General features: G+C 69.9%; 23 protein-coding genes. 13 read left to right on the plus strand and 10 right to left on the minus strand.

What is annotated here, in order from left to right:
* Positions 1-120: 120 nt before the first annotated feature.
* The gene (gene galK, locus WME79_RS07760; protein ID WP_437533945.1) at positions 121-1,275 is read right to left on the minus strand and encodes a galactokinase; all 1,155 of its coding nucleotides are present in this window, start codon (positions 1,273-1,275) and stop codon (positions 121-123) included.
* 509 nt (positions 1,276-1,784) lie between these two features.
* Between galK and WME79_RS07765 the strand changes: the two genes are divergently transcribed.
* The 10 genes from WME79_RS07765 to WME79_RS07810 all read left to right on the plus strand — a co-directional run bounded on the left by WME79_RS07765 (position 1,785) and on the right by WME79_RS07810 (position 12,935).
* Positions 1,785-4,010, plus strand: a complete 2,226-nt coding sequence (locus tag WME79_RS07765) for a HAMP domain-containing protein (protein WP_437533947.1) — start codon at positions 1,785-1,787, stop codon at positions 4,008-4,010.
* Between the two features lie 4 nt (positions 4,011-4,014).
* On the plus strand, positions 4,015-4,425 hold the full coding sequence (locus WME79_RS07770) for a response regulator (protein ID WP_437533949.1): 411 nt from the start codon (positions 4,015-4,017) through the stop codon (positions 4,423-4,425).
* Positions 4,422-4,997, plus strand: a complete 576-nt coding sequence (locus tag WME79_RS07775) for a YfiR family protein (RefSeq protein ID WP_437533950.1) — start codon at positions 4,422-4,424, stop codon at positions 4,995-4,997. The genes WME79_RS07770 and WME79_RS07775 overlap by 4 nt, the downstream gene beginning before the upstream one ends.
* 1 nt (position 4,998) lies before the next feature.
* Positions 4,999-7,428, plus strand: a complete 2,430-nt coding sequence (locus WME79_RS07780; protein ID WP_437533952.1) for a TonB-dependent receptor plug domain-containing protein — start codon at positions 4,999-5,001, stop codon at positions 7,426-7,428.
* A complete protein-coding gene (locus WME79_RS07785; protein WP_437533954.1) occupies positions 7,425-7,721 on the plus strand; it encodes a hypothetical protein in 297 nt (98 codons plus the stop codon). Before WME79_RS07780 ends, WME79_RS07785 begins: the two co-directional genes overlap by 4 nt.
* 429 nt (positions 7,722-8,150) lie before the next feature.
* Positions 8,151-9,407 carry a PAS domain-containing protein gene (locus WME79_RS07790; protein WP_437533956.1) on the plus strand — a complete coding sequence of 419 codons (1,257 nt, stop codon included), beginning with the start codon at positions 8,151-8,153 and terminating at the stop codon, positions 9,405-9,407.
* A 122-nt stretch (positions 9,408-9,529) separates the two neighbouring features.
* Complete coding sequence (locus WME79_RS07795) at positions 9,530-10,636, plus strand: substrate-binding domain-containing protein (protein WP_437533958.1); 1,107 nt, start codon at positions 9,530-9,532, stop codon at positions 10,634-10,636.
* 232 nt (positions 10,637-10,868) lie between these two features.
* Complete coding sequence (locus WME79_RS07800; protein WP_437533959.1) at positions 10,869-12,077, plus strand: PAS domain-containing protein; 1,209 nt, start codon at positions 10,869-10,871, stop codon at positions 12,075-12,077.
* Positions 12,078-12,222: 145 nt separating this feature from the next.
* Positions 12,223-12,540: an ArsR/SmtB family transcription factor gene (locus WME79_RS07805; protein ID WP_437533961.1), complete on the plus strand. Its 318-nt coding sequence runs from the start codon at positions 12,223-12,225 to the stop codon at positions 12,538-12,540.
* On the plus strand, positions 12,537-12,935 hold the full coding sequence (locus WME79_RS07810; protein ID WP_437533963.1) for an SRPBCC family protein: 399 nt from the start codon (positions 12,537-12,539) through the stop codon (positions 12,933-12,935). Before WME79_RS07805 ends, WME79_RS07810 begins: the two co-directional genes overlap by 4 nt.
* A gap of 139 nt (positions 12,936-13,074) precedes the next feature.
* On the opposite strand, the gene WME79_RS07815 is transcribed toward WME79_RS07810, so the two are convergent.
* The 4 genes from WME79_RS07815 to WME79_RS07830 form a co-directional block, all read right to left on the minus strand.
* Complete coding sequence (locus WME79_RS07815; RefSeq protein WP_437533965.1) at positions 13,075-14,406, minus strand: hypothetical protein; 1,332 nt, start codon at positions 14,404-14,406, stop codon at positions 13,075-13,077.
* Positions 14,407-14,416: 10 nt separating this feature from the next.
* The gene (locus WME79_RS07820) at positions 14,417-15,436 is read right to left on the minus strand and encodes a hypothetical protein (RefSeq protein WP_437533967.1); all 1,020 of its coding nucleotides are present in this window, start codon (positions 15,434-15,436) and stop codon (positions 14,417-14,419) included.
* Between the two features lie 58 nt (positions 15,437-15,494).
* Positions 15,495-16,940, minus strand: a complete 1,446-nt coding sequence (locus tag WME79_RS07825) for a protein kinase domain-containing protein (protein ID WP_437533969.1) — start codon at positions 16,938-16,940, stop codon at positions 15,495-15,497.
* A gap of 366 nt (positions 16,941-17,306) precedes the next feature.
* Positions 17,307-18,203: a cupin domain-containing protein gene (locus WME79_RS07830; RefSeq protein WP_437533971.1), complete on the minus strand. Its 897-nt coding sequence runs from the start codon at positions 18,201-18,203 to the stop codon at positions 17,307-17,309.
* A gap of 73 nt (positions 18,204-18,276) precedes the next feature.
* On the opposite strand from WME79_RS07830, the gene WME79_RS07835 reads away from it, so the two are divergent.
* On the plus strand, positions 18,277-19,020 hold the full coding sequence (locus WME79_RS07835; protein ID WP_437533973.1) for an SDR family oxidoreductase: 744 nt from the start codon (positions 18,277-18,279) through the stop codon (positions 19,018-19,020).
* A gap of 183 nt (positions 19,021-19,203) precedes the next feature.
* On the opposite strand, the gene WME79_RS07840 is transcribed toward WME79_RS07835, so the two are convergent.
* The 4 genes from WME79_RS07840 to WME79_RS07855 all read right to left on the minus strand — a co-directional run bounded on the left by WME79_RS07840 (position 19,204) and on the right by WME79_RS07855 (position 22,524).
* Positions 19,204-20,037 carry a hypothetical protein gene (locus tag WME79_RS07840; protein WP_437533975.1) on the minus strand — a complete coding sequence of 278 codons (834 nt, stop codon included), beginning with the start codon at positions 20,035-20,037 and terminating at the stop codon, positions 19,204-19,206.
* 339 nt (positions 20,038-20,376) lie between these two features.
* Positions 20,377-20,811: a hypothetical protein gene (locus WME79_RS07845; RefSeq protein WP_437533977.1), complete on the minus strand. Its 435-nt coding sequence runs from the start codon at positions 20,809-20,811 to the stop codon at positions 20,377-20,379.
* A 398-nt stretch (positions 20,812-21,209) separates the two neighbouring features.
* Positions 21,210-22,016 (minus strand): trehalose-phosphatase, encoded by an 807-nt coding sequence (gene otsB / locus WME79_RS07850; protein ID WP_437533979.1) that lies wholly within the window; start codon positions 22,014-22,016, stop codon positions 21,210-21,212.
* 124 nt (positions 22,017-22,140) lie between these two features.
* Positions 22,141-22,524, minus strand: a complete 384-nt coding sequence (locus tag WME79_RS07855; RefSeq protein ID WP_437533981.1) for a hypothetical protein — start codon at positions 22,522-22,524, stop codon at positions 22,141-22,143.
* Positions 22,525-23,002: 478 nt separating this feature from the next.
* On the opposite strand from WME79_RS07855, the gene WME79_RS07860 reads away from it, so the two are divergent.
* Complete coding sequence (locus WME79_RS07860) at positions 23,003-24,187, plus strand: MFS transporter (protein WP_437533983.1); 1,185 nt, start codon at positions 23,003-23,005, stop codon at positions 24,185-24,187.
* Between the two features lie 22 nt (positions 24,188-24,209).
* On the plus strand, positions 24,210-25,268 hold the full coding sequence (locus tag WME79_RS07865; protein ID WP_437533985.1) for an ABC transporter substrate-binding protein: 1,059 nt from the start codon (positions 24,210-24,212) through the stop codon (positions 25,266-25,268).
* 96 nt (positions 25,269-25,364) lie between these two features.
* Here WME79_RS07865 and WME79_RS07870 read toward each other — a convergent pair whose 3' ends face one another.
* Positions 25,365-25,910: a response regulator gene (locus WME79_RS07870; RefSeq protein WP_437533987.1), complete on the minus strand. Its 546-nt coding sequence runs from the start codon at positions 25,908-25,910 to the stop codon at positions 25,365-25,367.
* Positions 25,911-25,928 lie beyond the last annotated feature (18 nt).

Consider the following 25,928-nt stretch of genomic DNA (forward strand, 5'->3'; position numbering starts at 1 on the left):
AACATATCTCGTCTCTGGTCCCTTGCGCCCCTTGCGCCCCTTGCGGTTTGTCTCTCTCCCGTATTCCTGGCCTTTGGAGCTAGATCGGTCGGCCTCGCAACCCATTGATTGAGGCACCGTTCAACCCCGTTTGTCGCTCTGGGAGGTCATGACGGGCCCTCCTACAAGCACTGTCGCCCGCCGGCCCGGCGTGCGCGCGTAGGCCTCCACGACGGCCCGCCCCACCCTCGCTGCACACCCGCGCTTTGCCAGGGCCACGATCGCGCCGCCGAAGCCGCCGCCGGTCAGCCGGGCGCCGAAGACGTCCGGCTGCGCCCGCGCGCTCTCCACCAGATCGTCGACCGCCGGCACCGATACCTCGAAGTCGTCGCGCATGGAGCGGTGCGACGCGTCGAAGAGCTGGCCCAGGCGGCCGAGATCGCCCGCGCGGAGCGCGGCCACGGCGGCGAGCACCCGGGCGTTCTCGGTCACGACATGGCGCGCGCGCCGGTCGAGCGGCGCCGGCAGGGACGCGATGCGCGGCTCCGCCGCCGCGTCGACGTCCCGGAGCTGCGGGACGCCCAGCGCCGCGGCCGCGCGCTCGCACTCCGCGCGCCGTGTCTTGTAGTCGCCGCTCGCGTGCTGGTGAGCCACCCCGGAGTCCACGACGAGCAGCTCGGCGTCCCGCGGCAACGGGATGCGCTCGAACGCGAGCGTCCTTGTGTCGATGAAGAGCGCCGTGTCCTCGTCGGCGAGGCTCGCGGCCATCTGATCCATCGTCCCGACGGGCGCGCCCACGAAGTCGTGCTCTGCGGTGTGCGCGATCCGGGCGATCTCCACGTCGTCGATGGACAGGCCGAGCATCGCGCGCAGGGCGCGGGCGAGCGCCACGAGCAGCGAGGCGCTCGACGACAGGCCGCTTCCGAGCGGCACCGACGAGTCGATCCGCGCGTCGAAGCCGGGGATCGAGGCGCCCCGGCCGCGGAGGACCGCGGTGATGCCCTGCACGTAGTCGAGCCACAGGCCGCGGCGCGCCTCCTCGCCGGCGCGGAACGAGAGCCGGGCGCCGCCGTTCACGTCGTCCACGTCGCCCACGCTCAGCGTCGCGACCTGGACGAGCCCGTCGCCCCGCGGCGCGATCTCGACGCGCGTCTTCTGCGGGATCGCCGTCGGCAGCACGTACCCGCCGCTGTAATCGGTGTGCTCACCGATCAGGTTCACGCGCCCTGGCGCCTCGGCCAGGAGCTTCGCCGGACGGCCGAAGATGGCCTCGAAGCCCGGCCCCTTCACCGCCATCGCGGCGCGCCCATGTCCACGGGAGAAGCAAACTCAGACGTTGCAGAGACGTCAAGTCCCAACGGCGTTGGCCCGCTCACTGGTTCCAGCGCTGCCGTTCCCCAGCGGGTCGTGCGTCGACCCGCCTCCACACGGCGCGGAGCGGCAAAGACCCCAGCAGGCCGCCGGGCCGATGACGGGGGTGGGTGACCGGTAACCTGGTGAACCCGCAAACGTGCGGACCGCGGACCCGTTGACGCGTGGACCTGTTGACGCATGGACCCGTTGCCGTTGACGCGCGAAGCGGACAGTCACGTCGGCGGTGGGCGAGGAGAATCCTGTTGCAGAAATGAAATGAACTACGTACCGTCGAGGTCGGAAGGGCATCGCCGTGCGCCTGTCCTCGTCCCTCGGGTGCTTCCGATGGTGCGCCTGGCGAAGCTTCTGCCGTGGAGGGGGGCGCGGATGACGCACGCTCGTGGATTCGACCGTTCTTTGGCTCGGATACGGCCTGCTGCGCCGAGCGCGTGATGCTGGTCTCTGCCCCTGTTTCCCGGCCCCCAGCGGCTCACCAGCGGCGCTCTGGTGTTCACCTTGGCATCGGCGTCAAGCTCGCCGCAGCGACCGTGGTGGTCCTCACCAGCGTTACCGTGCTGGTGGCCAATCAGGTGATCCAGAAGACACGAGATGACCTCGTGTCGGCAAAGGCGAACGCCGCTTCGATGATGGCGGATCTGCTCTCGGGTTCCCTGACCGCGTCGCTCGATTTCGGCGATCGGGACACGGCGCAGGGCGACCTCGACCAGCTCCGGTCAAACCGCGCGCTCATCGCCGCGGTCGCGTGGGGCAGCGACGCCGAGCCCGTCGCCAAGATCGGTCATCCGGAAGGCGGTCTGTCGGCGTTCACCACGCGCGGCGCCGAGAACCAGGTCCTGGAGCGCGAGATACGCGTCGCCCGCCCGGTCGTGCGCGACGACGGGCGGCGCCTCGGGACGCTCGTCCTCGTCTTCTCCCTCGAGCCCGAGAACGCCGCGTTCGCCGCGGCCCGCCGCAACATCCTCGCGTTCGCGGGGATCGTCGGCGCGATGACGGCCTTCCTGCTCCTCGCGTTCGCAAGGTGGCAGATCGTGCATCCGCTCTCGCGGCTCGTCGACGCCGCGCGGCGCGTCGGGGAGGGGGACCGCGCCGTCCGCGTGAACGTCCGCACGAACGACGAGCTCGGCCGGCTCGCCGACGTCTTCAATGCGATGAGCTCCGCCATCCTCGAGCGCGAGGGCAAGCTCGAGATGGCCACGAAGAGCCTCCGTGAGCTCTTCGACAACATGCGGGAGGCCATCGTGGCCTTCGGCCCCGACGGCCGGCTGGGCAGCGAGGCCTCGAAAGAGGCCAGGCAGCTCTTCGGCGACCGCGCCGCGGAGGGCAACCACGTCGCGGAGCTCCTCTACCGCGGCGGGCCGCTCTGCGTCGAGAGCCAGGCGCTCCGGCAATGGGTCGACGCGGCGTTCGACGCGGAGGTCGACGCCTTCCCGGAGATCGCCGAGCTCGCCCCGCGCGAGGTGTGGTTCGAGCGCGCGCCGGGCGACCGGAGGTTCCTGCGGATCGAGCTCTGCCCCATCGTCTCCGGCCAGAAGATCGCGCGCATCATGCTGCTCGCGACCGACCAGACCGAGCTCAGGCGCCTCGCGGAGAGCGTCAAGACCAAGGACGAGGAGCACGCGCGCCAGATCGCCGCCATGCGCCGCCTCATCGCCGGCGGCGGCCAGGTCTTCGTCCGCTTCATCGAGATCTCGCGCGAGCGCGTGGCCCGGTGCAGCGAGATCCTGAGGCCCGGCGGGCAGCTCTGCCCCGAGGACATCGACGAGCTCTTGCAGCAGCTGCACACCATGAAGGGCGAGGCCCGGTCGTTCGACCTGGAGCGCCTCGCGGACGAGATCATGGCGCTCGAGGACGAGCTCTCCATGGTCCAGGCGCGCGCGCGCTCGGAGGACAGGCCCTCGGTCGAGGGGCACTCGGCGTCGTGGCGCTCGCGGCTCACCCGCGTCGCGGACGAGCTCACGCGCGCGCAGGAGACGTTCGTCGACGCCTCGCCCGTGGGCAGCGCGATCCTCGACCAGATCACGGTCCGCCGCACCGACGTCACCCGGCTCGGCGAGCTCGTTGGCCCGCAGGGCGGCGAGGCCGCCGAGATCGTCCGCCGCCTCGCGGCGCGGCCGTTCGGCGAGGTGCTCGCGCCGCTCGTCGAGCGCGTCCCCCGCTGGGCCGAGCGGGAGGGCAAGCGCGCCCGCCTCGAGATCGACGGCCGCGAGGCCTCCATTCCTTCGGATCTCGCCCGCTTGCTCCCGGGCGTGCTCCTCCACCTCGTGCGGAACGCGATCGCCCATGGAATCGAGCCCCCCGACGCGCGCACCCGGATGGGCAAGCCCGAGATCGGCGTGATCCGCGCCAGCTGCATCGACGATCGGCCGCTGCCCACCCTCCTCGTCGAGGACGACGGCCAGGGCATTGACTTCGACGCCCTCGCGACGAGCGCCGGCGTCGATCCGAAGGATCTGCGCCGGGCACGCGAGCTCCTGTTCACCCCCGGCGTGAGCACGAAGGGCGACGTCAGCGACCTCGCGGGCCGCGGCATCGGCCTCTCCGCGGTCCGCGCCGATCTCCTCTCGGTCGGCTGGCTCATCGAGGTGGACGCGTCGCGCCAGACCGGCACGGCGTTCGTGATCCGCCCCCAGGCTGCCCCTCTCAGCAACGGAGAATGACTCGATGTCACATGGCGGACGCATCCTGGTGATCGATGACAGCGAGATCGTGCTGATGCGAATCCGCGTCGAGCTGTCGAGCGCCGGCTACGACGTGGTCACGACGACGCAGCTCGTGGGCACGGCCCGTCACCTGCGCGGCTGCGATCTCGTCATCGTCGACTTCTTCATGCCGGGCCTCGACGGCGCTGCCGTCCTCCGCTCGCTCAAGGCCGCGGTGCCCGAGGGCGAGAAGCCGCCGCTCTTCTACCTCTACACGACGGACGCCGAGGCCGGATCGCGGTACGCGGAGCTCGGCTTCGACGGCGTCTTCAGCAGGAAGGGTGATCTCCTCGCCCTCACCCCGCAGGTGCAAGCGGCGCTCCGCATCCGCAAGCTCGCCGGCCTGTCGCGCGGCAAGGAACGCAAGAAATGACGCCTCGCCGGCGCGCCCTTGTGCTCGGCCTCTTCGTCGCGGCCGCCCTCGTCCCGTTCCATGTCATGGCGGAGCCGGCGACGGCGCCCTTCGCCGTGCAAGCGGAGATCGTCACGCGCATCCTGCCGTACGACAGGGGCTTTCCCGAGCGGGTGAAGGGGCAGGTCTCTTTCCTGCTGCTCTCTCGGGCGGGCGACGCGGACTCGCTGAGCGCCGCGCTCCAGATGAGGAGGGCGCTGAACGACATCGGCAAGGTGCGTGACAAGCCGATCCGCGTGGAGAGCGCCGAGTACTCGAGCGCTTCCGAGCTCGCCGCGACGTGCCGCGCGCGCGACATCAACGTCGTGTACATCTCCTCGGGGCTCGGCAGGGAGGTCGCCGCGATACGCGGCGCGCTCACCGACACGGGCATCCTGAGCTTCGCGGCCGTGGAGCCCTATGTCTCGCAGGGGGCCGTGCTCGGCGTCGACGTCGCGGACGGCAAGCCGCGCATGAGCATCAACCTCGCGCAGGCCCGGGCCCAGCAGATCGACTTCCCCGCTCCCATCCTCAAACTGGCAAGGATCTATTGACGTGAGGTCGACCCGTCTCGCACTGCTCTGCGCCGCGTCGCTCGCGTGGTCGGCCACCGCCCCGCGCGAGGCGCGGGCCGAGGACGTCAGCTCGCTCCTCGAGATCCTCGAAGAGAACGTCGTGTCCGGCGCCTCGCGCTCCGCGGAGCGCGAGAGCGACGCGCCCGCCATGTCGTCGGTGATCACGGGCGCGCAGCTCAAGCTCTTCGGCATACGGCGCCTCGCCGACGCGCTCACCTTCCTCGCGAGCGGCGTCTTCGCGCACGACCGCATGTCGGTCCCGGAGGTCGGCGCGCGCGGGGTCGCCCTGACCCGGGACTCGAACAGCCACGTGCTGATCGTGCTCGACGGCATGGTCGTGAACGAGCAGGGCGGCGGCGCCGTCTTCCTGCACGATATCCCGATCGAGATCGTCGACCATATCGAGGTGGTCCTGGGCCCAGGCTCCGTGCTCTACGGCGCGCAGGCCATGCTGGGGGTCATCAACGTCGTCACGAAGAAGGCCGCCGATCACCAGGGCCTCCGCGCCTCCCTGACGCTCGGGGCGTCGCCCCCGCTCGACGAATCGGGCAACATCAGGGCACCGGACGTCGAGGGCATCGGGGGCGAGGGCACGGCGGCGCTCGGCTTCGGGCGCCGCTTCACGCTGCTCGGGCAGCCCGCGGGGGTGGTGGCGGCGGTCGACATGAACCGCTTCGAGGGGCCCGAGGTGAGCTTCCGGAAGCAACGGCTCCCTGTCGGGGCGGACGGCGTGTCCGTCATGGATCTCGGCTCGCACGCCGAGCCCGGCTTCTGGGGCGGCCCGGTCGAAGAGCAGTGGTTTCGCCGCAAGGCAGGGGCCTTCGTGCGCCTCGACGTCGGCGACCTGAGCGCCGTCGCGCAGGCGACCCGCTCGAGGTGGGCCGCGCCGTTCATGGATCTCCACGAGAACCGCGTCGGGGCCTATGACGACGCCCGCAACGACAACACGCAGACGCTCGTCTTGACCAGCGTGCGTTATCGCGCCCGCCTGAGCGAGCGGCTCGAGGGCGTGGCGCGCGGGTACTTCGGGTACAGCCGGATCGAGCGCTCGCGCTACGTGGTGGGCCACGACCCGCTCGTGCCGAACGTCCCGCTCGGCGTGCTCGATCCCGAGCAGTGCCCGCGCGGCCCGTCCGGGCCCTGCCGGAAGGACGCGCTGTTCCTCTCCCGCTGGGTCGGGCTGGAGCTCCAGGCGCGGTACGACTGGGCAGGCGACGGCGCCTTCACGACCATGGCGGGTCTCGACGGGCGCTTCCGCACGTCGGCCTTCGAGTTCGTCGCATTCGACGAGCTCACGGGGAAGAGTTATGGCTCCGACCCGGCGCGCACGCGCTGGCACGGCGGAGGAAGCCGTCTCGAAGACGAGGCCGCGCTCGGGGCCTATGTGCAGCAGACGCTCCGCCTGTTCCGGCCCCTCTCGCTCAACGCCGGGATCCGGGTCGACCTCGACTCGCGTATCCCGCTCGAGTACGTGACGAACGCGATCTCGCCGCGCGCCGCGCTGATCCTCACGCCGGACGAGCGGGTGTCGGTCAAGCTCATCTACTCGAGCGCATTCCGCGCGCCCAGCTTCGTCGAGCTCTACAGCGTGAGCGGCAGGCTCCTGCCGAACCCGGACGGCCTCAAGCCGGAGAAGGTCTCCTCCCTGGAGGCGGTCTCGTCGTTCCGGAGCGGCGCGTACTCCTTCACGGCCGGCGGCTTCTACTCGGACTGGCGGGACGTCATCGAGCTCCAGCTCCTGAGGGCCAAGGCGCCCAGCGTCTCGAGGTACAACAACGTGCCAGGCATCGAGAACTACGGCGCGAACCTCGGCTTCGAGACGAGCTTCCTCGAGCGGAAGCTGCGCGTCGGCGTGAACTCCACGTTCGCCGCGACGCGACGCCGCATGTCCTCTCAGCAGATCACCCGGAACGCGCCGTTCGGCACCGGCGACGACGTCCCCATCACGGTCGCGCCGCAGGTGTACGGCAACGCCCGCATATCGTACGAGGTCGGCTCTGGCGCCGTATCCCTGGCGGCCGCTTACATGGGCCGGCGGATCGCCGACCAAGCGTACTATGGCGGCGATCCGTCGAACATCGCCCCTCGCCCGGAGGTGCCGCCGCAGGTGGAGCTCCGCGTGGCGGTGACGGGCGCGATACCCGGGGTGAAGGGCGCTGGGTACACGCTCGGCGGGCAATACGCGTTCTCAGGCCATGAGCCCTACGTCGTCGGGCCCAACCAGGGGCAGCCGCGCTACCTCGTCGAGAGCGGCCCCTCCGCGGATTTCGCGTTGAAGAACCGCCTCACGCTCTTCGCCGGGATCGAGCTTCACCTCGACGACGACGCCGCCGCAGGCAGCCCGGCAGCGGCGGCCAGGCCCTCCTCCACCGCGACCGTCGGGCGCGCGAGCCACGGAGCTTCCCCGTGAAGAGCACACGTTTTCCCGCGCTCCTCCTCCGCTTGTCGGCCACAACAGGCCTCCTGGCGGCGGGCTGCGTCGACGTCGGCCACCCCATCGAGGTGGGCTGCTTCGTCGAGGCCGACAACCCGAACTGCTTCGACACGGGCGTCTCCGCGAGCTCTTCTCAGCCGAGCGGAACCACCGGGGCCGGCGGGGCTGGCGGAGGCGGCGCGAGCGCCGATGGCGGAGGCGGCGCAGGCGGTGACGGCGGCTCCGCGGGCTCAGGCGGCGCAGGCGGCGCCGGCGGCGCCGGGCTGTGAGCGCGGGCGGACGAGCGCGGTGGTCCTCGCCTCATCGCGGTGGATTGCGTCAACCTATCGCCACATGAGGGGCCGAATCGTCCACCGTGGAGTCATCTCCGACGGTACCCTACTGTCGATTGGCATGCTCTCCGGCTGGAACTCGCATGGTCGGCATCGTCGCGAACGAGGACGTAAAAGGCGTTGACAGTCGATCCTGTTTCCCATAGTCGTAATGATGCAACTCGACTGGACCGCTGTGTTCTTGTCGTGAAGGGGGAGCGTGCACGACCGAAATTTCTCTGGCGGTCTTCTCCCGGCGGCGAGCGTCAGGAAGCCATCGCCATGAAGGTGAGCGCCATCGTCATCGATGTACTGCGAGAAACAAAGCGCGATCTCTCGCCCTGACCGGGCAGGAAGCTCTCGAGAGAAGTCCCCGCGATGCGCGCGATGAACGAGACTGAGGCCAGCCGGATGCAGAGCGCGACGATCTCGCGAGCCCAGCGGATACTCGACGCGTTGCCGGCGATCGTGTGTGTTCTGGACCTCGCGGGACCGCGGCTCACCGGGCATAACGCCGCGCTCGTCCGGGCGCTCGGCTGCACGGAAGAAGAGCTCCTTTCGCGGGGCGTCGAGGCGCTCTCGGCGCGCATTCACCCCGACGATCTCGCCGGCCTCGGAGCGCGCGCGGCCGAGCTCGCCGCGGCGCGCGACGGCGGAGCCGTCGAAGGCGAGCTGCGGGCGCGGAGCATCCAGGGAGGGCAAGGGGAGCGCATCTTCGCCGTGCGCGCGGAGGTCTTCACGCGAGGGGACGACGGCGCTGTGCGTGAGATCGTCGTCTTCGCAGAGGAAGTGACAGCGCGAAAGCGCCGAGAGCAGGGCCGCCACAGGAGAGACGTGCTGCTCGCGGCGCTCTGCGACCGCGCCCCTGTCTTCATGTATGCGAAGGACCGTGACGGCGCCTTCCTCCTGGCGAGCCGCTCGACGGAGGAGCTCGTCGGGGCGGCTCCGGGCAGCATGCTCGGAAAGACCGATAGCGACTTCTGTCCGGCGGAAGTTGCGTCTATTTACAAAGACGTCGAACAGCTGGTGCGCAGGACCGGCGCCCCGTTCGAGGCCGAGGAGATCGTCCCGCAGGCCCAGGGTGATCGGACCCTGTACACGATCAAGTTCCCCCTCCGTGGCGAGGGCGTCCCGGAGGGCGCGGTCGCCGGGATCTCCATCGACATCACGCGGGTCAAGGCGGCGGAGCGCGAGCGGGAGGCTGCGCGGGACGAGCTGATCGCGGCGCAGCAGGACACGATACGTGAGCTGGTGACGCCGCTCTTGCCGATCGCCGAGGGCGTGCTGGTGATGCCGCTCATCGGCTTCTTTGACAGCGCGCGGGCGAGCCGGATCATCGAGACGTTGCTGCAGGGGGTGGAGAGGCACTCGGCCCGCGTCGCGATCATCGATATCACCGGCGTCAAGGCGGTGGACGCCCAGGTCGCCGAGATGCTTGTGCAGTCCGCGCGCGCCGTCGGGCTGCTCGGTGCGCAGGTGGTGCTCACAGGCATCCAGCCGGCGATCGCGCAGACGCTCATCGAGCTCGACGTCGATCTTCGGGGCCTGGTCACGGCGGGGACGTTGCGGAGCGGCATCGCGTATGCGTATCCGGTCGGGCAAGCACGCGGTGGACAGGAGCCGCGCCACGCGCGCCGCGAATGAGGGCGAGGCGCGCTGAGCGCGCACCATCGCAGGGGGGCCGGATGTCGGCGCGCGCACAGCCGCGCTGAACCGTCAGGGGACGGTGAAACGGGTCGAGCCATATCGAGAAGAGGAGGGGATTCATGGACCATCGCGCCATCATCGGGAGCATTCTTCTGGCGACCAGCGGGCTTGCCTGCAGCTCGAGCGAGAGCACGGCGGAAGCGCCGCTGACCATCGCTTACATCACCCACAACAAGTGCAATCGGTTCCACGATCTGGGTCGCGCGGGCGCCGCGCAGGCGCAGAGCGAGCTGTCGACGACGAGCACACGGCCGGTCAACGTGATGATCCTGGACCCTGAATGTCCGGAGCTCACGGAGGACGGCAAGCCGCTGGATCCCGACGACGCCTGCTACCTTTCCCGGCCGCAGATGAAGGTGCTCCAAGAGGTCATCGACATGAAGGTGGATGCGATATCCGTCGATGTCTTCGACGGTGTCTGCGAGAACGACCTCATCAACCAGGCGGTGGACGCCGGCATCAAGGTCGTCACGTACGGCGGCGACGCTCCGGCCAGCAAGCGCCACACCTACTACGGCATGGACAACAAGGCCGCTGCCGCCTTCCTCATGGATGCGCTCGCGACCATCAACGGGAAGACCGGCAAGATCGCCTTTCAGACGATGATGGATGAAGACAGTGACGGAGGCTACACCCCCACCCCGGCGGGGACCTTCATCGACCGGTCTGCCGGGTTCACCGAGTCGCTGAAGAAGTACCCGGACATGACGAACGCCGTGAGCCTCCCTTGCGTGTGCTGCGACTACGCGATCCCTTTCTGTGCGGAGACCGCGGAGGAGGCGCTGGAGAAGGACGAGGAGATCATGGGCTTCTTCTTCTCCTACAGCAAGCTCCTCGGCGAGCCCGACCTCGCGGCGAACGCGCCGACGCTCACCGCGAGAGCGAAGGAGAAGACCATTCACTCGGTGGCGTTCGACACGCTGCCGGAATACATGGATCGGATGCGCGAGGGGTACGTGGACGTGCTCCTCGGTCAGAAGCTGTTCGGCTGGGGCTACGATACCGTCATGCTCGCGTACGATCTGGCCACCACCGACCGGCAAGTGAGCGCCTTCACCGACGCTGGCTGGTACGTCGTCTGTCCGAACAACCTGGAGGAGTTCGAGCGCAACACCCAGGCGATGGACTACCGGACGCCCCTGTCGAAGTGCAGCTTGCTCCCCTGAGCCCGGCCTTGCTCAGCCCGGCAGGCCACATTGCGTGACGCGCGCCACGATCGTCGCTTGCGCCGGGTAGGCTAGACCACGGCGCCACGCCGGCCGGCCGCGACAGGGAGGCGACGCCGCGCCTTCGATTTCGCCGCGCGCGCGCCGTGGGTATGTATCATGGATCGAGCTCTGGCCCGCGCGTCCGCCGCCCGGGCCTGGAGGGAGCCACCATGAGGAGAGGCCTGCCGCGATGAAGGAGACCAGGGCCAAGGAGCAGCAGGACGGGCTCAGCGTGCGAGCCCAGCGGATGCTCGACGCGGCGCCGACGATCCTGTGTGTCGTGGGCCTCGATGAGCGGCGGCTCATCGCGCACAACGCCGCTCTCGCCCGCTCGCTCGGCTGTACGGACGAAGAGCTCTCGACACGCGGCGTCGAGGCGCTCTCGGATCGGATCCACCCGGACGACATGGCCGGCCTCGCCGCGAGCTCGGAGCGGCTGAAGCGGGCGCGGGACGGCGAGGTGATCGAGGGTGAGCTCCGGGCGCGAGGCCGCCAGGGAGACGAGCGCATCTTCGTGGTGCGCGCGGAGGTCTTCGCGCGAAGCGAGGATGGATCCGCGCGCGAGATCTTCCTGTCGGCCGAGGACGTCACAGAGCGAAAGCGGCGCGAACAGCGCCTCCACAGGAGCGAGGTGCTGCTCGCGACGTTCTGTGATCACGCGCCGATCCTCATGTATGCAAAGGACGGGGAAGGCGCCTTTCTCCTGGTGAGCCGCTCGGTGGAGGAGCTCGTCGGGGCGACCCCGGGCAGCATGCTTGGAAAGACCGATGGCGACTTCTTTCCATCGGAAGTTGCGTCTATTTACAATGATGTCGATAACCTGGTGCGGAGGAACGGCGCCCCGTTCGAGGCCGAGGATCCCGTCCCTCACGCCCGGGGCGAGAAGACGTTTTACTCGATCAAGTTCCCCCTCCGCGGCGAGGGCATCCCGGAGGGCGCGGTCGCCGGGATCTCCGTCGACATCACGCGGGTCAAGGCGGCAGAGCGCGAGCGGGAGGCTGCGCGGGACGAGCTGATCGCGGCGCAGCAGGACACGATACGTGAGCTGGTGACGCCGCTCTTGCCGATCGCCGAGGGGGTGCTGGTGATGCCGCTCATCGGCTTCTTCGACGGCGCGCGGGCGAGCCGGATCATCGAGACGCTGCTGCAGGGGGTGGAGAGGCACGCGGCCCGCATCGCGATCATCGATATCACCGGGGTCAAGGCGGTGGACGTCCAGGTCGCCGAGATGCTCGTGCATGCCGCGCGCGCCGTCGGGCTGCTCGGTGCGCAGGTGGTGCTCACCGGCATCCAGCCGGCGATCGCGCAGACGCTGATCGAGCTCGACGTCGACCTGCGGGGCCTGGTCACGGCGGGGACGCTGCGGAGCGGCATCGCCTACGCGCTGAAGCGAACCTGACAGCAGACCGCCCCGCGGCTCCAGGCGCTTCGCCCCGCTGCGCGGCCGCCTGCGGCGGGCGGGATCCGCGCTGCGCGCGAACCTGCCGCGCGGCCGACGCGTCGGATTTTGTTGACGCGTCGGAACTTTCCGACATATTAAAGACATGTCTGAAGTCGACGTGTTCTCGGCGCTCGCCAACCCGGTGCGGCGCGAGATCCTGATGCAGCTCCGCATGGGACCTCGCGCCGTGAACGACCTCGCGCGTGGCTTCGACCTGGGCCGCCCCGCGGTGTCGGAGCACCTGCAGGTGCTCCGCAAAGCTCGCCTCGTGCGCGAGGAGCCGCGCGGACGCGAGCGCTACTACCACCTCGATCCGCGCCCGCTGAGCGAGGTCGATGAATGGCTCAACACGTTCACTCAGTACTGGAAGACGCGGCTCGCCGCCCTTGAAGATCTCCTCAACGAAGAAGGAAAAAAATGAACGCCCCTGCAGTCATCCGCCTCGAACATCGTTACACAGCGCCTCCGTCCGCCGTCTGGCGGGCGCTCACGGATCCGGAGTTGCACGCGCGCTGGTGGGCTCCGGGCGACGTCAAAGCCGTCGTCGGACACCGCTTCGAGCTCGACATGGGGCCCTGGGGCAAGCAGGCCTGCGAGGTGCTCGCCGTCGAAGCGGAGCGGCTCTTCTCGTACCGCTTTGCGATCGGCAAGCTCGACACCATCATCACCTGGCGCCTCACGCCCGAAGGGCCAGGCACGCTCCTCACGCTCACGCACGAGGGCTTCAACCTCGACTCGGCGATGGGCAAGACCGCGTTCGAGGGCATGAAGCCTGGGTGGCCCAAGGTGCTGGAGAACCTCGGAAGGACGCTCTGAGCCTCGGCTTGCGCACCTTTATGCGCTGTGACGATGGTGAGCCACGGGAGGATCGTGGACGGGTCGCGAAAGGACGTGCGTTCCCGAGGCGCTCCCGCCGACCAACGAGCCGCTCCAGCTGGCCGCGCCGGTCGGCGCCTTATTGCAGCGTGCAGATAAGCCGCTGACCGCGCACGGAGTAGGCACCGTCGCGTTGCTCGATCCAGGCGACGAGCAGCTTGACGCCGAGCTTCGCGACGGTCGAGCCGAGGATCTGCGCGCTGCTGCCGTCCGGAAGGGAGAAGATGAGCTGGCGGGGGAGCACGTTCTCACCTGTTCGCGTGAACCAGCCCAGGTCCACGCTCTTTCCAGGGGGCGGCACCAACGTCAAATACACGTTTTCGCCGTCGCTCGCGACGGGGCCCGGGGGATTGTACTGGTTTACATTCTGGAGCTCGAAGACAGGGGTAAAGCCGGGCGGGGGAACCTGGCCGAGCGACAGGAAGTCCCTTACGACGCCCACCTCCGCCGAGAGAGCGAGCCTCGGCGGAGGAACGAGGTGCACGATCAAGAGCGTGACGCCATCGCCCTCGGGCAGCGGGAACGCCCCAAAGAAAGACTCCACCTCGTCAGGAGACGGGCTGAACTGGATCTGGTGCGCCGCGCTGAGATCGGCGCGCGAGGCGCCCGTTCTGAAGAACGCTTCTCCGGTCGCGCTGTCATCCAACAAGAGGAGGTGCTGGCCGTTCGTGACGGTGTAGTAGTGAACGTTGAGCGAGGCATCGGTACGTGAGCCCTGGGCCACCAGGGTCGGCGCAGGCTCGGCCGATCCACCGACGACGAGCGCTCGCGTCGAGCCGCCGGGCGCCGCGCAGGTCGCGGCATAAAGGGTGTTATCGCCCGCCTGGACGAACGCCATCGACGCTGCCACGTTGGGGCTCGAGCACTCCGGTGCGAGCGCGGGAAACCGCTGGAACGTCCCCTCGGACGAGACGCCGTCGGCGGTCGTGGGGAAGACGAGCTGCCCGATCTCGTACCCCACCCTGCCCTGAAGGATCACTCGCCCTTCCGATTCTCGGCCGGTGACGAAAGCCGCGCCGTCGGTGAAGGGGAACTCCGTCTTCGACCCGGCTGGCTCCCCGATCTCGTGCACCGTCCCGATCACGAGCCGGCTGGCAGTCTTGTCGATGACCGAGACAGATACGCGATCGGGTCCGCTCGCCAGCACGAGCGAGGAGGTGTCGACCTCATGGCCGCCGAGGTCTTCGGACGTGAGGATGTCGAACGGTTCGAGGTCGAGCGCGCACTTCGCCTCGGCCGGCTTGCACACGCCGTCCTGACAGACGCCGCTCGGACACTCGGAAGAAGCGCTGCACGCTTCGCCGCCGTTGCCTCCTTGGTTCAGCTCCGCGTCGGCGCGCACGCCCGCGATGATCTGGCAGCCGGCGACGAGCAATGCGCCCCCGACGATGACGAGCCTCCATGGTCGCATCGGGCGCATCTCAAAAGCTACCTCGCAACGACAGCCCCGCTGCTCCGGCCCGGGCCGGATGCCCCAGGCGCACCTCCAGCACCGTCGACGGCACGGCGTCGCTCGACGGCGCGGTCAGGAACACGACCAGGCCTGTGACGAGCGCCGCGCCTCCCGCCGCGAACGCCACGTTGGAGATGTTGGCGGTCGTGTTGGCGTCCTGATGGAGCTTGACCCCCTCGGCGTCACAACGGGGAGGGTCGTCGTTGGTACACCCGTGCTGGCTGCGCGCCTCGCTCATCTTCGAGAGCGTCTCGACACCGAACAGAGCGCCTACCGCGATCCCGGCCAGGCTCGCCCCGCCCAGCACGAGCCCAACGGTTCGCTGGGTGCTCCATGAGCTCGCCGCGGGCGTGGCGCTCGTGGCCGCAGGCGCGCGCGCTTCCCGCCGTGGCGCGGGCGCGTTGTCGAGCAGAGGGACGCGCACCGTCCTCTGCCCTGGGTTCGGCTCGACGACCACCTTCGTGATCCATGCCTTTTTGCCGGGCGCCGCCGCCTCGATCGTATGCTCGCCCGGATCGACCGGGATCGCCGAGCCGAACATCGCCGCATCGAGCGGCTTTGCGTTGCGCCGCACCTCGAGCCCCTCGACCCGGGCCTCCGGCGCCACCTCGATGACGAGCCTCGTGAGCTGCGGATCGAGGAGGCCCGCCCGCCGCCCCGCTTCTTTCGAGCGCCGCCCATCGCCCGCTTTGCGCGCCATCGCTTCGGCGTCGTTGAAGGTCGCCCAGGCGCTCGCCGTCTCGCCATTGAGCTCGTAGCAATCCGCCAGGGCGAGCAGCGTCCCGGCCATTGGGTCCAGCTTCTGGCTGGCGACGAGCTTCGAGCACCCCAGGGCGTAGCTGCCCTGCTTGACGAGCGTGCGCCCCTCGCGGAAGAGCACATCGGCGGCTGCCCGGTCCTCGGCGGTCGGGTCCGCGAGGGCGCGCGGCGCGAGCGACAACGACAGGATCAGCGCACTCGCAGCGACGACACTGCGCTTCACACGCATCGGTCCTGGGCCACGCACCGATCCCATTATATCGGCACCGCTCGCCGTTGTCCCAGGGTTAGCGACGCTCGTCGTACGAGAACGCCGGCTCAGGCTTCGAGGTGGGAGGGGCCTTGGCCGGGGGCTTCGCCCGCAGGGACGGCTTCGTTGCCTTCAGCGTGGCCGTCGCCGCCGGCGAAGGCGAGGTGGGCTCCGCCTGCGCTTTCGCGCTCGCGTCGCGCGAGGCGGGCGCGGACGGGGGAGCCTGGGGTTCACCGGGCGCGGATGGGGCAGCGCTCGGCGCCCCGAAGGAGGCCGCCGGTGGGCCTGCCGGTGCAGGGGATCGCGCCCCCTCCTGCCCGCCCCAGGCGATCACCGCCAGCGCAGCGCCCGCGACGAACGCACCGCCGAGGAGAAGGGGAGCCCAGTAGCGCGGCTTCGACAGCAGCACCCCGAAGGGCGATAAGGCGCCATCGGGCCAGGACGCGGTGGGCGCTGTCTCCGCCACGGAATCCGGCGGGCGCGGCGCGATCGACCCTGCTGCCCCCGCGCTGGCCGGCGGCGAGGAAGCCTCCACGCGGCGCGACTCCGGCGCGTTTTTGGCTCCCGGCGAAGACGACCGCGACATGGAGAGCACCCGCGAAACCCGCTCCGGATAGCTCGGCGCTCGCGGGGGCGCGTGAGGCGCGAGGGCGCCGGCGAACGCTGCGACGTCGTTCCAGCGCTGCTCGCGATCGTGCACCAAACACCGCTGGATCACCGCGTCGATCTCCGGCGGCACGTCGCTCCGGCGCTCGTGGAGCGGCGTAGGTTTGGCCGCGAGCATGCGCCCATAGAACTCCGCCAAGGTCTCCGCGTGAAATGGCGTCTGCCCGGCGATGAGCTCGTACAAGAGGACGCCGAGCGCCCAGACGTCGCTGCGCGCGTCGACATCCTTCGGCGAGCTCATCTGCTCGGGCGACATGTAGTAGGGGGTGCCAAGCTGCTCGTCGTCTTCTGTGAGGGCGAGCTCCGCGCCGCTGATCTTCGAGATCCCGAAGTCGAGGACCTTGATGCACGGCGCGCCGCTGACGTCCTGCGTGACGAAGAGGTTCGCCGGCTTCAGGTCGCGGTGCACAATCCCGGCGGCGTGCGCCTCGCCGACGGCTTCACACGTCTGGAGAACGTACTCCACGGCGTCGTCGAGCGAGAGACACCCACTCTCCTTGAGCAACGCAGCGAGATCACGCCCTTCGAGGAATTCCATGACGATGTACGGCGCGCCGCTTTCGAGGGTGCCGACGTCGAACACGCGGGCGACGTGCTGGCTGCGCAGCCGCACCGCCGCGCGCGCCTCGCGCAAGAAGCGCGCGCGCGCGTCGGCGGCGGCGTGGTGGGCCGAGCGCATGAACTTGACGGCGACGCGCTGGTCGAGCTCGACGTGGACCGCCGCAACGACGACCCCCACGGCCCCCGCGCCGAGCACACGCTCCACGCGGTACTTGCCCGCCACGACGTCGCCGGGCCGGACCGGGGCTTTGATCATGGCTTGCCATGTGGTCTCGGCGGCTCCGGGAGGTCAAGCGTCGCTTGATGGGCCCGCGCAGGTCGGCAAGAGCACGAGAGCGTGCCTCTTCCGGATCGGCGCCGGCGGCGCGCTGCCGCGGCACGTTCCCGTTTCGTTCGATGGCGAGCCACAGCGTCGGGGTCGGCGCTGGTCTCCGAGGCCAGGGTCTCCGCAGCAGTTTCGACAGCCTCGACAGCCTTCTCGTCCTCGTCGGCAAGGGCAGCGTCCGATGGTATTCGCGTTGCACGCGCCAAAGCCCGGAGCTGTCCACGCTTCGAAAGAACTACCGGAAACCAGACGACCCAGATGAGGAGGCAGCTGGCGCTCTCCTTCCACCCTCACCGACTACCCCGCGCGCGCGTAGCGGCCCGGAGGCTGGCCCACGTGCCGGCTGAACGCGGTGCTGAAGGTGCTCGCCGAGCCGTAGCCGACGCGCTCGGCGACCTCGGCGATCCCGAGATCGTGGCGGCGGAGCAGATCCCTTGCGACGGCCATGCGCCAGGCGAGCAGGTATTCCATTGGCGGCAGGCCCACGGTGCGGGTGAAACGCTCGAAGAACCCCGAGCGTGAAAGGGCCACAGTCTTGGCGAGCTGGGCCACCGTCCACGAGCGCGCGAGCTGACGGTGCATTTGCCGTATCGCCGGCGCGAGCCGCGGATCGGCCAACCCGCGCAGGAGCCCCGGAGGCGCGTCCTCAGCCGAAGTCGACCGCAGCGCTTCGATGAGCAGCACCTCCACGAGCCGCGTGAGCACGAGGTCGCGCCCCGATCTCTGCTCGTTGGATTCGTCGCCTACGAGCCGTACCAGCACCGAGAGGCGCTCGACGCCGCGCACGTGCAACAGCGCTGGCAGCAGCGACACGAACAGCGCCGCGTCAGGCGAGTCGAAGAGGAAGTAGCCGCCGAGCAGCCGCACGTCCGGGCGTCCACCGCGCGTGCCGTGGCGGACTTCGCCCGTCGGCGCGGGCGTCACCTTCGGGTCGATGCGCTCTGGCCTCACCGGATCGAAGCCCGACAGGGTGAACCCCGGCGTCGCCGGCAGGAGCACGAAGTCGCCCGCCTCGAGCGTCAGGGCGCGCTCGCCGTCGACAGCGAGACGACAGCTGCCTTCCAGCACGGCGCAGAAGCTCGGCTGGCCGAAGTCCGAGTAGCGGACCCCCCAGCGACCGGCGCCGCTGATGCGCTTCGAGAACACGGCGCGCGGCTGGAGCAGCGCGATGACCTCCGAGAGAGGGTCGTTCATGTCTGGACTCTAGCAAACGAAACGTGGACTACCAATGGTAGATAGTCCAGCGCGCCGTCGCTATCTTCTCGCCATGAACACCGTGCTCATCACTGGTTGCTCCTCGGGTTATGGCCTCGAAACCGCGCGCCACTTCCACGCGCAGGGCTGGAATGTCGTCGCCACCATGCGAACGCCGCGCGAGGACGTGCTGCCTCGGTCGGACCGGCTGCGCGTGGTCGCGCTCGACGTGACGAAGCCCGAGAGCATCGCGGCTGCGCTTCAGGCGAGCGGGCCCATCGACGTCCTCGTGAACAACGCCGGCGTCGGGCTCATGGGCGCCTTCGAGGCCACGCCGATGACCACGGTGCGCGAGGTGTTCGAGACCAACACGTTTGGCGTGATGGCGATGACGCAGGCCGTGCTGCCCCAGCTCCGCGCGCGGCGATCGGGCGTGGTGGTGAACGTGACGTCGAGCGCGACGCTCGCGCCGATGCCGCTGGTCGCCGTGTACACCGCGAGCAAGATGGCCATCGAAGGGTTCACCGCGTCGCTTGCGTTCGAGCTCGAAGCCTTCGACGTGCGCGTGAAGCTCGTCGAGCCGGGCTACGGCCCGACGACGCGCTTCACGAGCAACGGGGGACCCCGCATGGAAGGCCTGATTCCCGACGCCTACGCGCCTCTCGCGCAGCGTATCTTCGCCTCCATCGGGCAACCGGCGCTGGTGACGAGCGAGTCCGACGTGGCCGAAGGGGTGTGGCGCGCAGCGAACGACGTATCGGGGCAGCTCCGTTTCCCGGCCGGTCCCGACGCGGTGGCGCTGGCGCTGGCCAGGTGAGCGACCCCATGGGGTGTTGGGGTTGTCGCCCGCGCGCGCCCTCGCGCTTGGTTCCCCGGCACAGGCCTGCTCCTGGAGCAGCCCGCGAAGCTGACCTGTCCTGAATGGTCACGCATCCCCAGCGACATTGTCCTTCGGTTTCCCTTTTCCCTTGAACCGCGGATCGCTGGGAACGATGGTGATTCATTCCGTCGTGAAGTCGCCGCAGCGGCCGCTCCCGCGGCAGACGCCGCTCGCGCAGCTCTCGTCTCGATGGCACCGCCGGCCGGGCGCCAGCTTGCAGGCGCCCATGCCATCGCAGACCTTGTGCTCCAGCTCGCAGTCCGGCTCGTCTTCGACTCCGGGGCCGAGGGGTGAGCACGTGCCGACCGAGCGCTCGACGTTGCAGGCCATGCAGGTGTCATCGCAGGCCGTGTCGCAGCAGACGCCGTCGACGCATTTCCTGCTCGCGCAGTCCCGCGGACCGGTGCACGCCCGACCGTTCGCGCCCCTGCACGCGCCCGCTGCGTCGCAGACGCCGCCCTGGCCGCACGGCGGACCTGCAGCCACGACGTGCGTGGCGACCCCGCGTTCACACCCGTCTCTCGTGCAGGGGTCGCCGTCGTCCTCGGTGTCGGCGTCGTCCGGCGCAGGATACGGCTGTCCCGCAGCGCAGGTGAGGACCTGGCAGTCGCCCGCGTTCTGCCCGGACGGCAGGGCCGGTACGCCGTCGAGCGGGACGTTGACGCATGCACCTGCGGTGCACGCGTCCGCGGTGCATGGATTGTCATCGTCGCAGTCGGTCGCCTGCGTCTCGGCCGCGCACGCAGGGGCCTCTCCGTCCCAGCCAGCGCCGGGCTCGCTGGCCCCGGCCCCGTGATCGCCCTCGCTGCCCGCGCCGACGCCGCCGTCGCCCTGGAAGCTGCGGGCCTTGGGCGAACAACCCGCCAGCGCGACGACGAGGCACAGCGGCACCGAGGTCGCCTGCACGCGGCTCGTGCGGCGGCGCGGAAATGCTGAGATGTGAAATGTCCACATGCGCCGAACTCTACTGTCGGTCCAGCTCACCCGCTAATCAGACTTCTTCTTTCGAGCGGTCATGGACGAACGGCGTGCTCGGTTTACTGGCGGCGGATACGATAGGTGGACTCACGCTCCGTTCGAGGCGAGACACCGCTGTCCGGCTCACCACCCCACCACATCTGCCCGCCGTACACCCGTGCTCCGCGCGCTGCGCGCTCCGCGCCGCTTCTCCTGATCTTCTCTCCGAGGTGCAAGACAGGAGAACTTGGTTAGGCCCTCACGCCAGGCGAAGCGCCTCGCTGATCAGGCCGCCGCGCGCTCGACCCACTGGAGAACGTCCGTGCTGCTCCAGATCTAGCCCTGCGCAGGCCACGAGCACTCGTACCTCACGCGCCACTCGGTCTTGTGCGTCGTGTGCGTGCGCTCCAGTCTCCGCGTTTCCGGCCCAGAGAAGTCCCGCATTTCCGGCCCGAAGAAGTCCAGCTTTTCCCGCCCGTAGGAGTCCTTCTCGGGGCGCTCGCTGAGCTCGGACACGGACTCTTCCCCGATCACGGTCTCGCCCTCTTCGATGATCTGGTATCTCCCTGGTCCGCCGCAGGTCATGGCCATCGTCTGGCCCGCCTGCCGCATGGCCACCTCGCGATCGCCCAGGAGCGCGAGCTCGCCGCCGACCTGTGTCCGCCTCACGACGCGAATCTCGCCATACGGCTCCCACGCCGACTGCCCCAAGCACGCCGTGGAGCAGAGCGCGCATGCGGCGAACAGCGCATGAATCGCAGAGGATTTCATGCCTCGCATCCGTGCCACGCGATCAGCGCCCACGCCCGGATCGGCTCCGCGATCGCTCATAAAATCCTTGCTCTGGAAAGGAATCGTCATCTCCTGTCTTCTCGCTGGCCGGCGGGGCCGGGGCGGATGTTCGGTGTCGCCGCGCCCATCACGGCGCTCTCCCCGATCGTCCGCGCCCATTCCGGACCGGCGTCGCCATGGGTCGCCTCTCGCTTGCAGTCGCTTGCAGTCGCTTGCAGGCGCTTGCAGGCGCTTGCAGGCGCTTGCAGGGCCCGTGCCGCGTGGAAGCCCGCGCGGAGAGCGCGATGAAGGCCGTGGGCGGCGGCGAGGCGACCGCGCGGGCTTGCGTCAACGAGCAACGTTTTGCCTGGCGCTCTGGCGAGGCTCGATGACGGCCCTCAGGCCAGGCGCGGCGCCTCGCCGATCACGCCGCTGCGCCTCGCCGCGAGCGCCTCGAGGAACGCGATCCACGCCTCGGGGCCATCCAGCGTCAGGTTGGGCTCGACCGCGGTGTCCGGCCGCTCGGACGAGGCGATGTAGACGCCCACGCCGCCGATCGCCCGGGCATGGGCGATCGCCGGCTCGTCGGTCGTGTCGTCGCCTGCATAGACCACCAGCGTCCCAGGCGGCAGCCGCGCCAGCAGGAACGCGAGGGCGCGGCCCTTGTCGTGCGCCGCGTCCCGGGCCTCGTGGATGCTGCGCCCCCTCATGACCACGAACCCGCGCCGCGCCGCCGCGTCCGCCCACGTCCCGAGCGCGTCGAACGCCGCCGGACGAGCCTCCGCCGAGACGAGCCGCCAGTGGAGCGCGATCGAGAAGCGCTTGCGCTCGATCCCGAGCGCAGGGACCCGCCGCACCGCCTCCTCCGCCTCGCGCTCCAGGGCGTCGAGCGCCTCGGTCGGCGCCTCCCCCAGGTACACGAGCTCCCCGCCCGGCGCCGCGATCTCCGCCCCGTGCTCGCCCACGCGCCACACCGCGCCGACCGCCGCCGTGCGCGCCGCGACGTCGTGGATCGTCCTCCCCGTGACGATCGCCACGGTCGTGCCCGGCGCCCGCGAGAGCGCCCCCAGCGCCCCGAGGGCGCGCGGCGCCGCCACCGCCCCGCCCGGGACCGCGGTGATCTCGGAGATTGTCCCGTCGAAGTCCGTCGCGAGCAGCAATGACGGCGCGGTCGCCGCGCGCTCCACCAACTCAAGAACGTCCATGCCGCACCAGATCTACCACTGGGCAGGCCAAGAGCACGACGGCAAAGCCGGCGCGACCCGGTGGCCGGCCTTGCTGCTCCACGACGGACAGCTCGCCGCCGCGCGCCGCGCGTGGAGACGCGCGTCAGAACCGGATGATCACCTCGTGGACGCGGCGCCCCTCGGTCTTGCCCTCGGTGGCCTCCGCGGGCGCGGCGTCGCCCGCGGGCGCCCCCTCCGCGGCGGCCGCCGGCTCGTCCTTCTTGCACTCGTACTTCACGCGCCACTCGGTCTTCTGCACCGTGTGCGTGCTCTCCTGCTTCCGCTTCTTCGGCCCGAAGAAATCCTTCTCGCGGCGCTCGCTGGACTCGGACACGGACTCTTCCCCGACCACGGTCTCGCCCTCTTCGACGATCTCGTAGCTCTCGGGTCCGCCGCAGGTCGTGGCCATCGTCTGGCTCGCCTTCTGCATGGCCACCTCGCGATCGCCCAGGATCGCGAGCTCGCCGCCGACCTTCGTCCGCCTCACGACGCGAACCTCGCCATACGGCTGCCACGAGCACGCGGCCGTGGAACAGAGCGTACACGCGGCGATCAATGCATGAATCGCAGAGAATTTCATGCCTTGCACCAGTACCACCCTCGAAATGACGACGGCAACAACAAAGCGCGGGCGGCTCGGTGCAAAACCTGCTACCGGCAGCGCGCGCGCGCCTGGTCGGTTGCCCGGTTGCCCGGTTGGTCGGTTGATCGCGTCGCCTCGTCGCAGCGGTCCAACGTTGCGTGGTCGCTCGGGCGCGCGCCTGCTCGCGCCGGGGCACCGGATCACCACCCGCTGCTGCCACGGCAGCAGCGCGGAAGCTCTCGGCCCCGCGTTCCGGCCCGCACCGGCGCGGCATGGGGGTTGCTGACCGCGGGTGTTCGCCGGCGCGGCTCAACAGGCTTGATCCGCGCCGTGCCCCGAGGTCCAACTGCGCTCCTTCATCGACAAGAACCGCTTTCTGCTGATGTTCGCGGCGCTGTCCTCGGTCATGGGCCTCAGCGTCGGCGTGGCCAAGGTGAGCACGACGCTGTACGCGCTGGAGCTCGGGGCGAACGAGGCGCTGCTCGGGCTGATCTCCGGATCGCAGAGCGTCGGGGTGCTCCTGATGAGCATCCCCATCGGGCTCCTTGTCGATCACCTCGGGCCCTCGCGGCTGTTCGTGCTGGGGAGCCTCGTGGCGGGGTCCCTCTACATGGCCTTGCCGGCGGTCCCGTCTCCGGTGTTCCTGCTGGTCTGCACGACGGCGATCAGCTTCTTCATGCCGATGCGCTTCGTCTCGCTGAGCACCGTGTTCATGCAGCAGCTCGAGACGGTGGGCGAGGGCAAGGCCGGCTGGTACCGCGGCACCCATATGGTCGGCATGTTCCTGCTCGGCCCCATGATCGCGGCCGGCCTCACGAAGGCGCTGGGCTTCTCGGGCACGTACCGGCTCATCGGGATCTCGTTCCTGATCACCGTGCTCATGTCGCCGATCGTCTTCGGCCATTACACGGCGCGGTCCGCGCAGCCTCGATCGCTCCGCCTCTCCGGCGTCCGGTCCGACCTCGCCCTGCTCGCGCAGGACGTCGAGCTGCGCAGCGTGTGCCTGATCGAGTTCGCGGCCCAGTCGGTCAACTCGTTCTTCATGTTCTTCATCATCCCCATCGGCATCTCCGTCGCCCACCTGACGGCGGCCGAAGCGTCGGGGCTCCTCGCCTGGCAGGGCGTGACCTTCATCTTCGCGCTGTTCGCGCTGGGCGGCCTCGTGGGCCGCGTGGGGCACGAGCGCGTCTACCTCGCGAGCCTGGTCCTCGTCCCGAGCGCGCTCCTCTTGCTCGGCCTCTCGCGCGATCTCATGCCGCTGCGGGCCGGCGGCCTGCTGCTCGGCCTCGGGCTCGGCGTCCTCCAGATCGCGAACCTCACCCGCATCGCCCGGATCGGCGCGCGGGCGGGGCGGGGCAAGGTGGCCGGCTTGCAGGCGCTCGTGGGGCCGTCAGGTGGCCTGTTCGGCAGCACCGTGGGCGGCCTCGTGGGCCGGAGCCTGGGGCTCCAATCGATGTTTCTGCTCCTGTCCGTGTTCTTCGGCGTGCTCCTCGCCGTGGCGCGCAGGACGTCCAGCGCGGCGGCCGCCGCGAGCCCCGCGCCCGCCGAGCCCGCGGCCGCGGAGTAACGGCCGAGGAGAGACAACCACCATGCGAGTGCTCGACAAGCCATCTTCGATCGCCACAACACGCCGTCGGCTCGCGGCGGCCCTCTGCGCCGCGCTCGCGCTCGCGGCCTGTTCGAAGGGAGACCCCGGCAACGGCGACAGCGCCGCCGGCGACTACGAGGTGCAGGAGCTGCGCTATCAGGGGTTCTCGGGCATGGTCTCGGTGCCCGAGCTGGCGGAGGACCTCGGGTATCTCGCCCCGATCAGGCTGAGCTACGTCGGCAACACGATCAGCGGGCCGCAGGACATCCAGACCGTGGTCACCGGAGACACCGATCTCGGGCAGGCGTTCAACGGCGCGGTGATCAAGCTGATCGCCGCGGGGGCGCCGCTCCGGGCGGTGGTGGGCGGCTACGGGATCGACGCGAAGCGGTGGAGCGGCTTCTACGTGACCGAGGACAGCCCCATCAGGTCGGCGCGGGACCTGATCGGCAAGAAGGTCGCGATGAACACGCTGGGCGCGCACCACGAGCTGATGCTGAAAGAGTACCTGTCGCGGCAGGGGCTGACGAGCGCCGAGATCGCGCAGGTCACGCTGGTGGTGCTGCCGCCGGTGAGCGCGGAGCAGGCGCTCCGACAGAGGCAGGTGGAGGTCGCCGTCCTCGGCGACATCCTGCGCGACAAGGCGCTCGAGCGCGGCGGCGTCCGGGCGCTGTTCTCGGATCACGAGCTGTTCGGCGAGCTCACCGCCGGCAGCTACGTGATGAGCAAGCGATTCTTGAAGGAGAACCCGAACAGCGCCCGCAAGTTCGTGGAGGCCGCGGCGCGCGCGATCGAGTGGGCCAGGAGCACGCCGCGCGAGGAGGTGGTGGCCCGGCTGCAGCGCATCATCGAGCGGCGGGGCCGCAACGAGGACGCGTCGCTGGTGAAGTACTGGACCAGCCTGGGCGTCGCCGGCAAAGGGGGGCTCCTGTCGGCCGGGGAATACCAGATCTGGATCGACTGGCTGGTGAAGGACGGCGAGCTCAAGGCGGGGCAGCTCAAGGCCGAGGACCTGTTCACGAACGAGCTCAACCCGTTCGCGGCGACACAGGCGCAGTGACGGCGCCAGCACCGGCGCGTCCCTACTCGCCACCGCCTGCGGTAGAGGAGGAATTTGCCGTGGTTCACGGCCCGCGCGCGGCTGCGCTGGCCTCTCCTACGAGCGCCGCCGGAGGATGTGCTGGAGCAGCTGGCGCGAGACGTTCAGGAGCTTTGCCGCCTTCCGGCGGTTTCCTTCGGCGCGCGCGAGCGCCTCGTCGACCATGACGGTGCGCACCTGCTCCTCGACGTCCTGGATCGACGCCCGCCCCACCGCCGCGCGCACCTGAGGCCGGAGATCGGGCGGCCGGGTCAGCGCGTCGTCGATCGCGCGCTCCAGCTCCTCGAGGCGCAGCGGCTTCGCCAGAAACGAGCGCACGCCCATCTGGGCGAGCCGGAACGAGACGGCCGGGCTCGCCGAGCCGCTGATGGCCAGGATCGTCGGCGCGACAGCGCAGGTCATGGCCCGCTCCACGACGTCGACGGCGTTCCCGTCCGGGAGCATCACATCGGCGATGATCCCTTGAAACGCCCCCTCTGCGAGCGCGCGATGCGCCTCGGCCACCGATGCGCACGCGACGACCTCGGCGCCGCGCGCCTCGAGCGCCTCGCGCAGCGCGCGCCTGAGCCTCGCGTCATCCTCCACGACCAGCCAGCGCAGCATCGCGTGGTAGCATGCCCC

The organism is Sorangium sp. So ce726 (assembly GCF_051521405.1).
Lineage (GTDB): Bacteria > Myxococcota_A > Polyangia > Polyangiales > Polyangiaceae > Sorangium.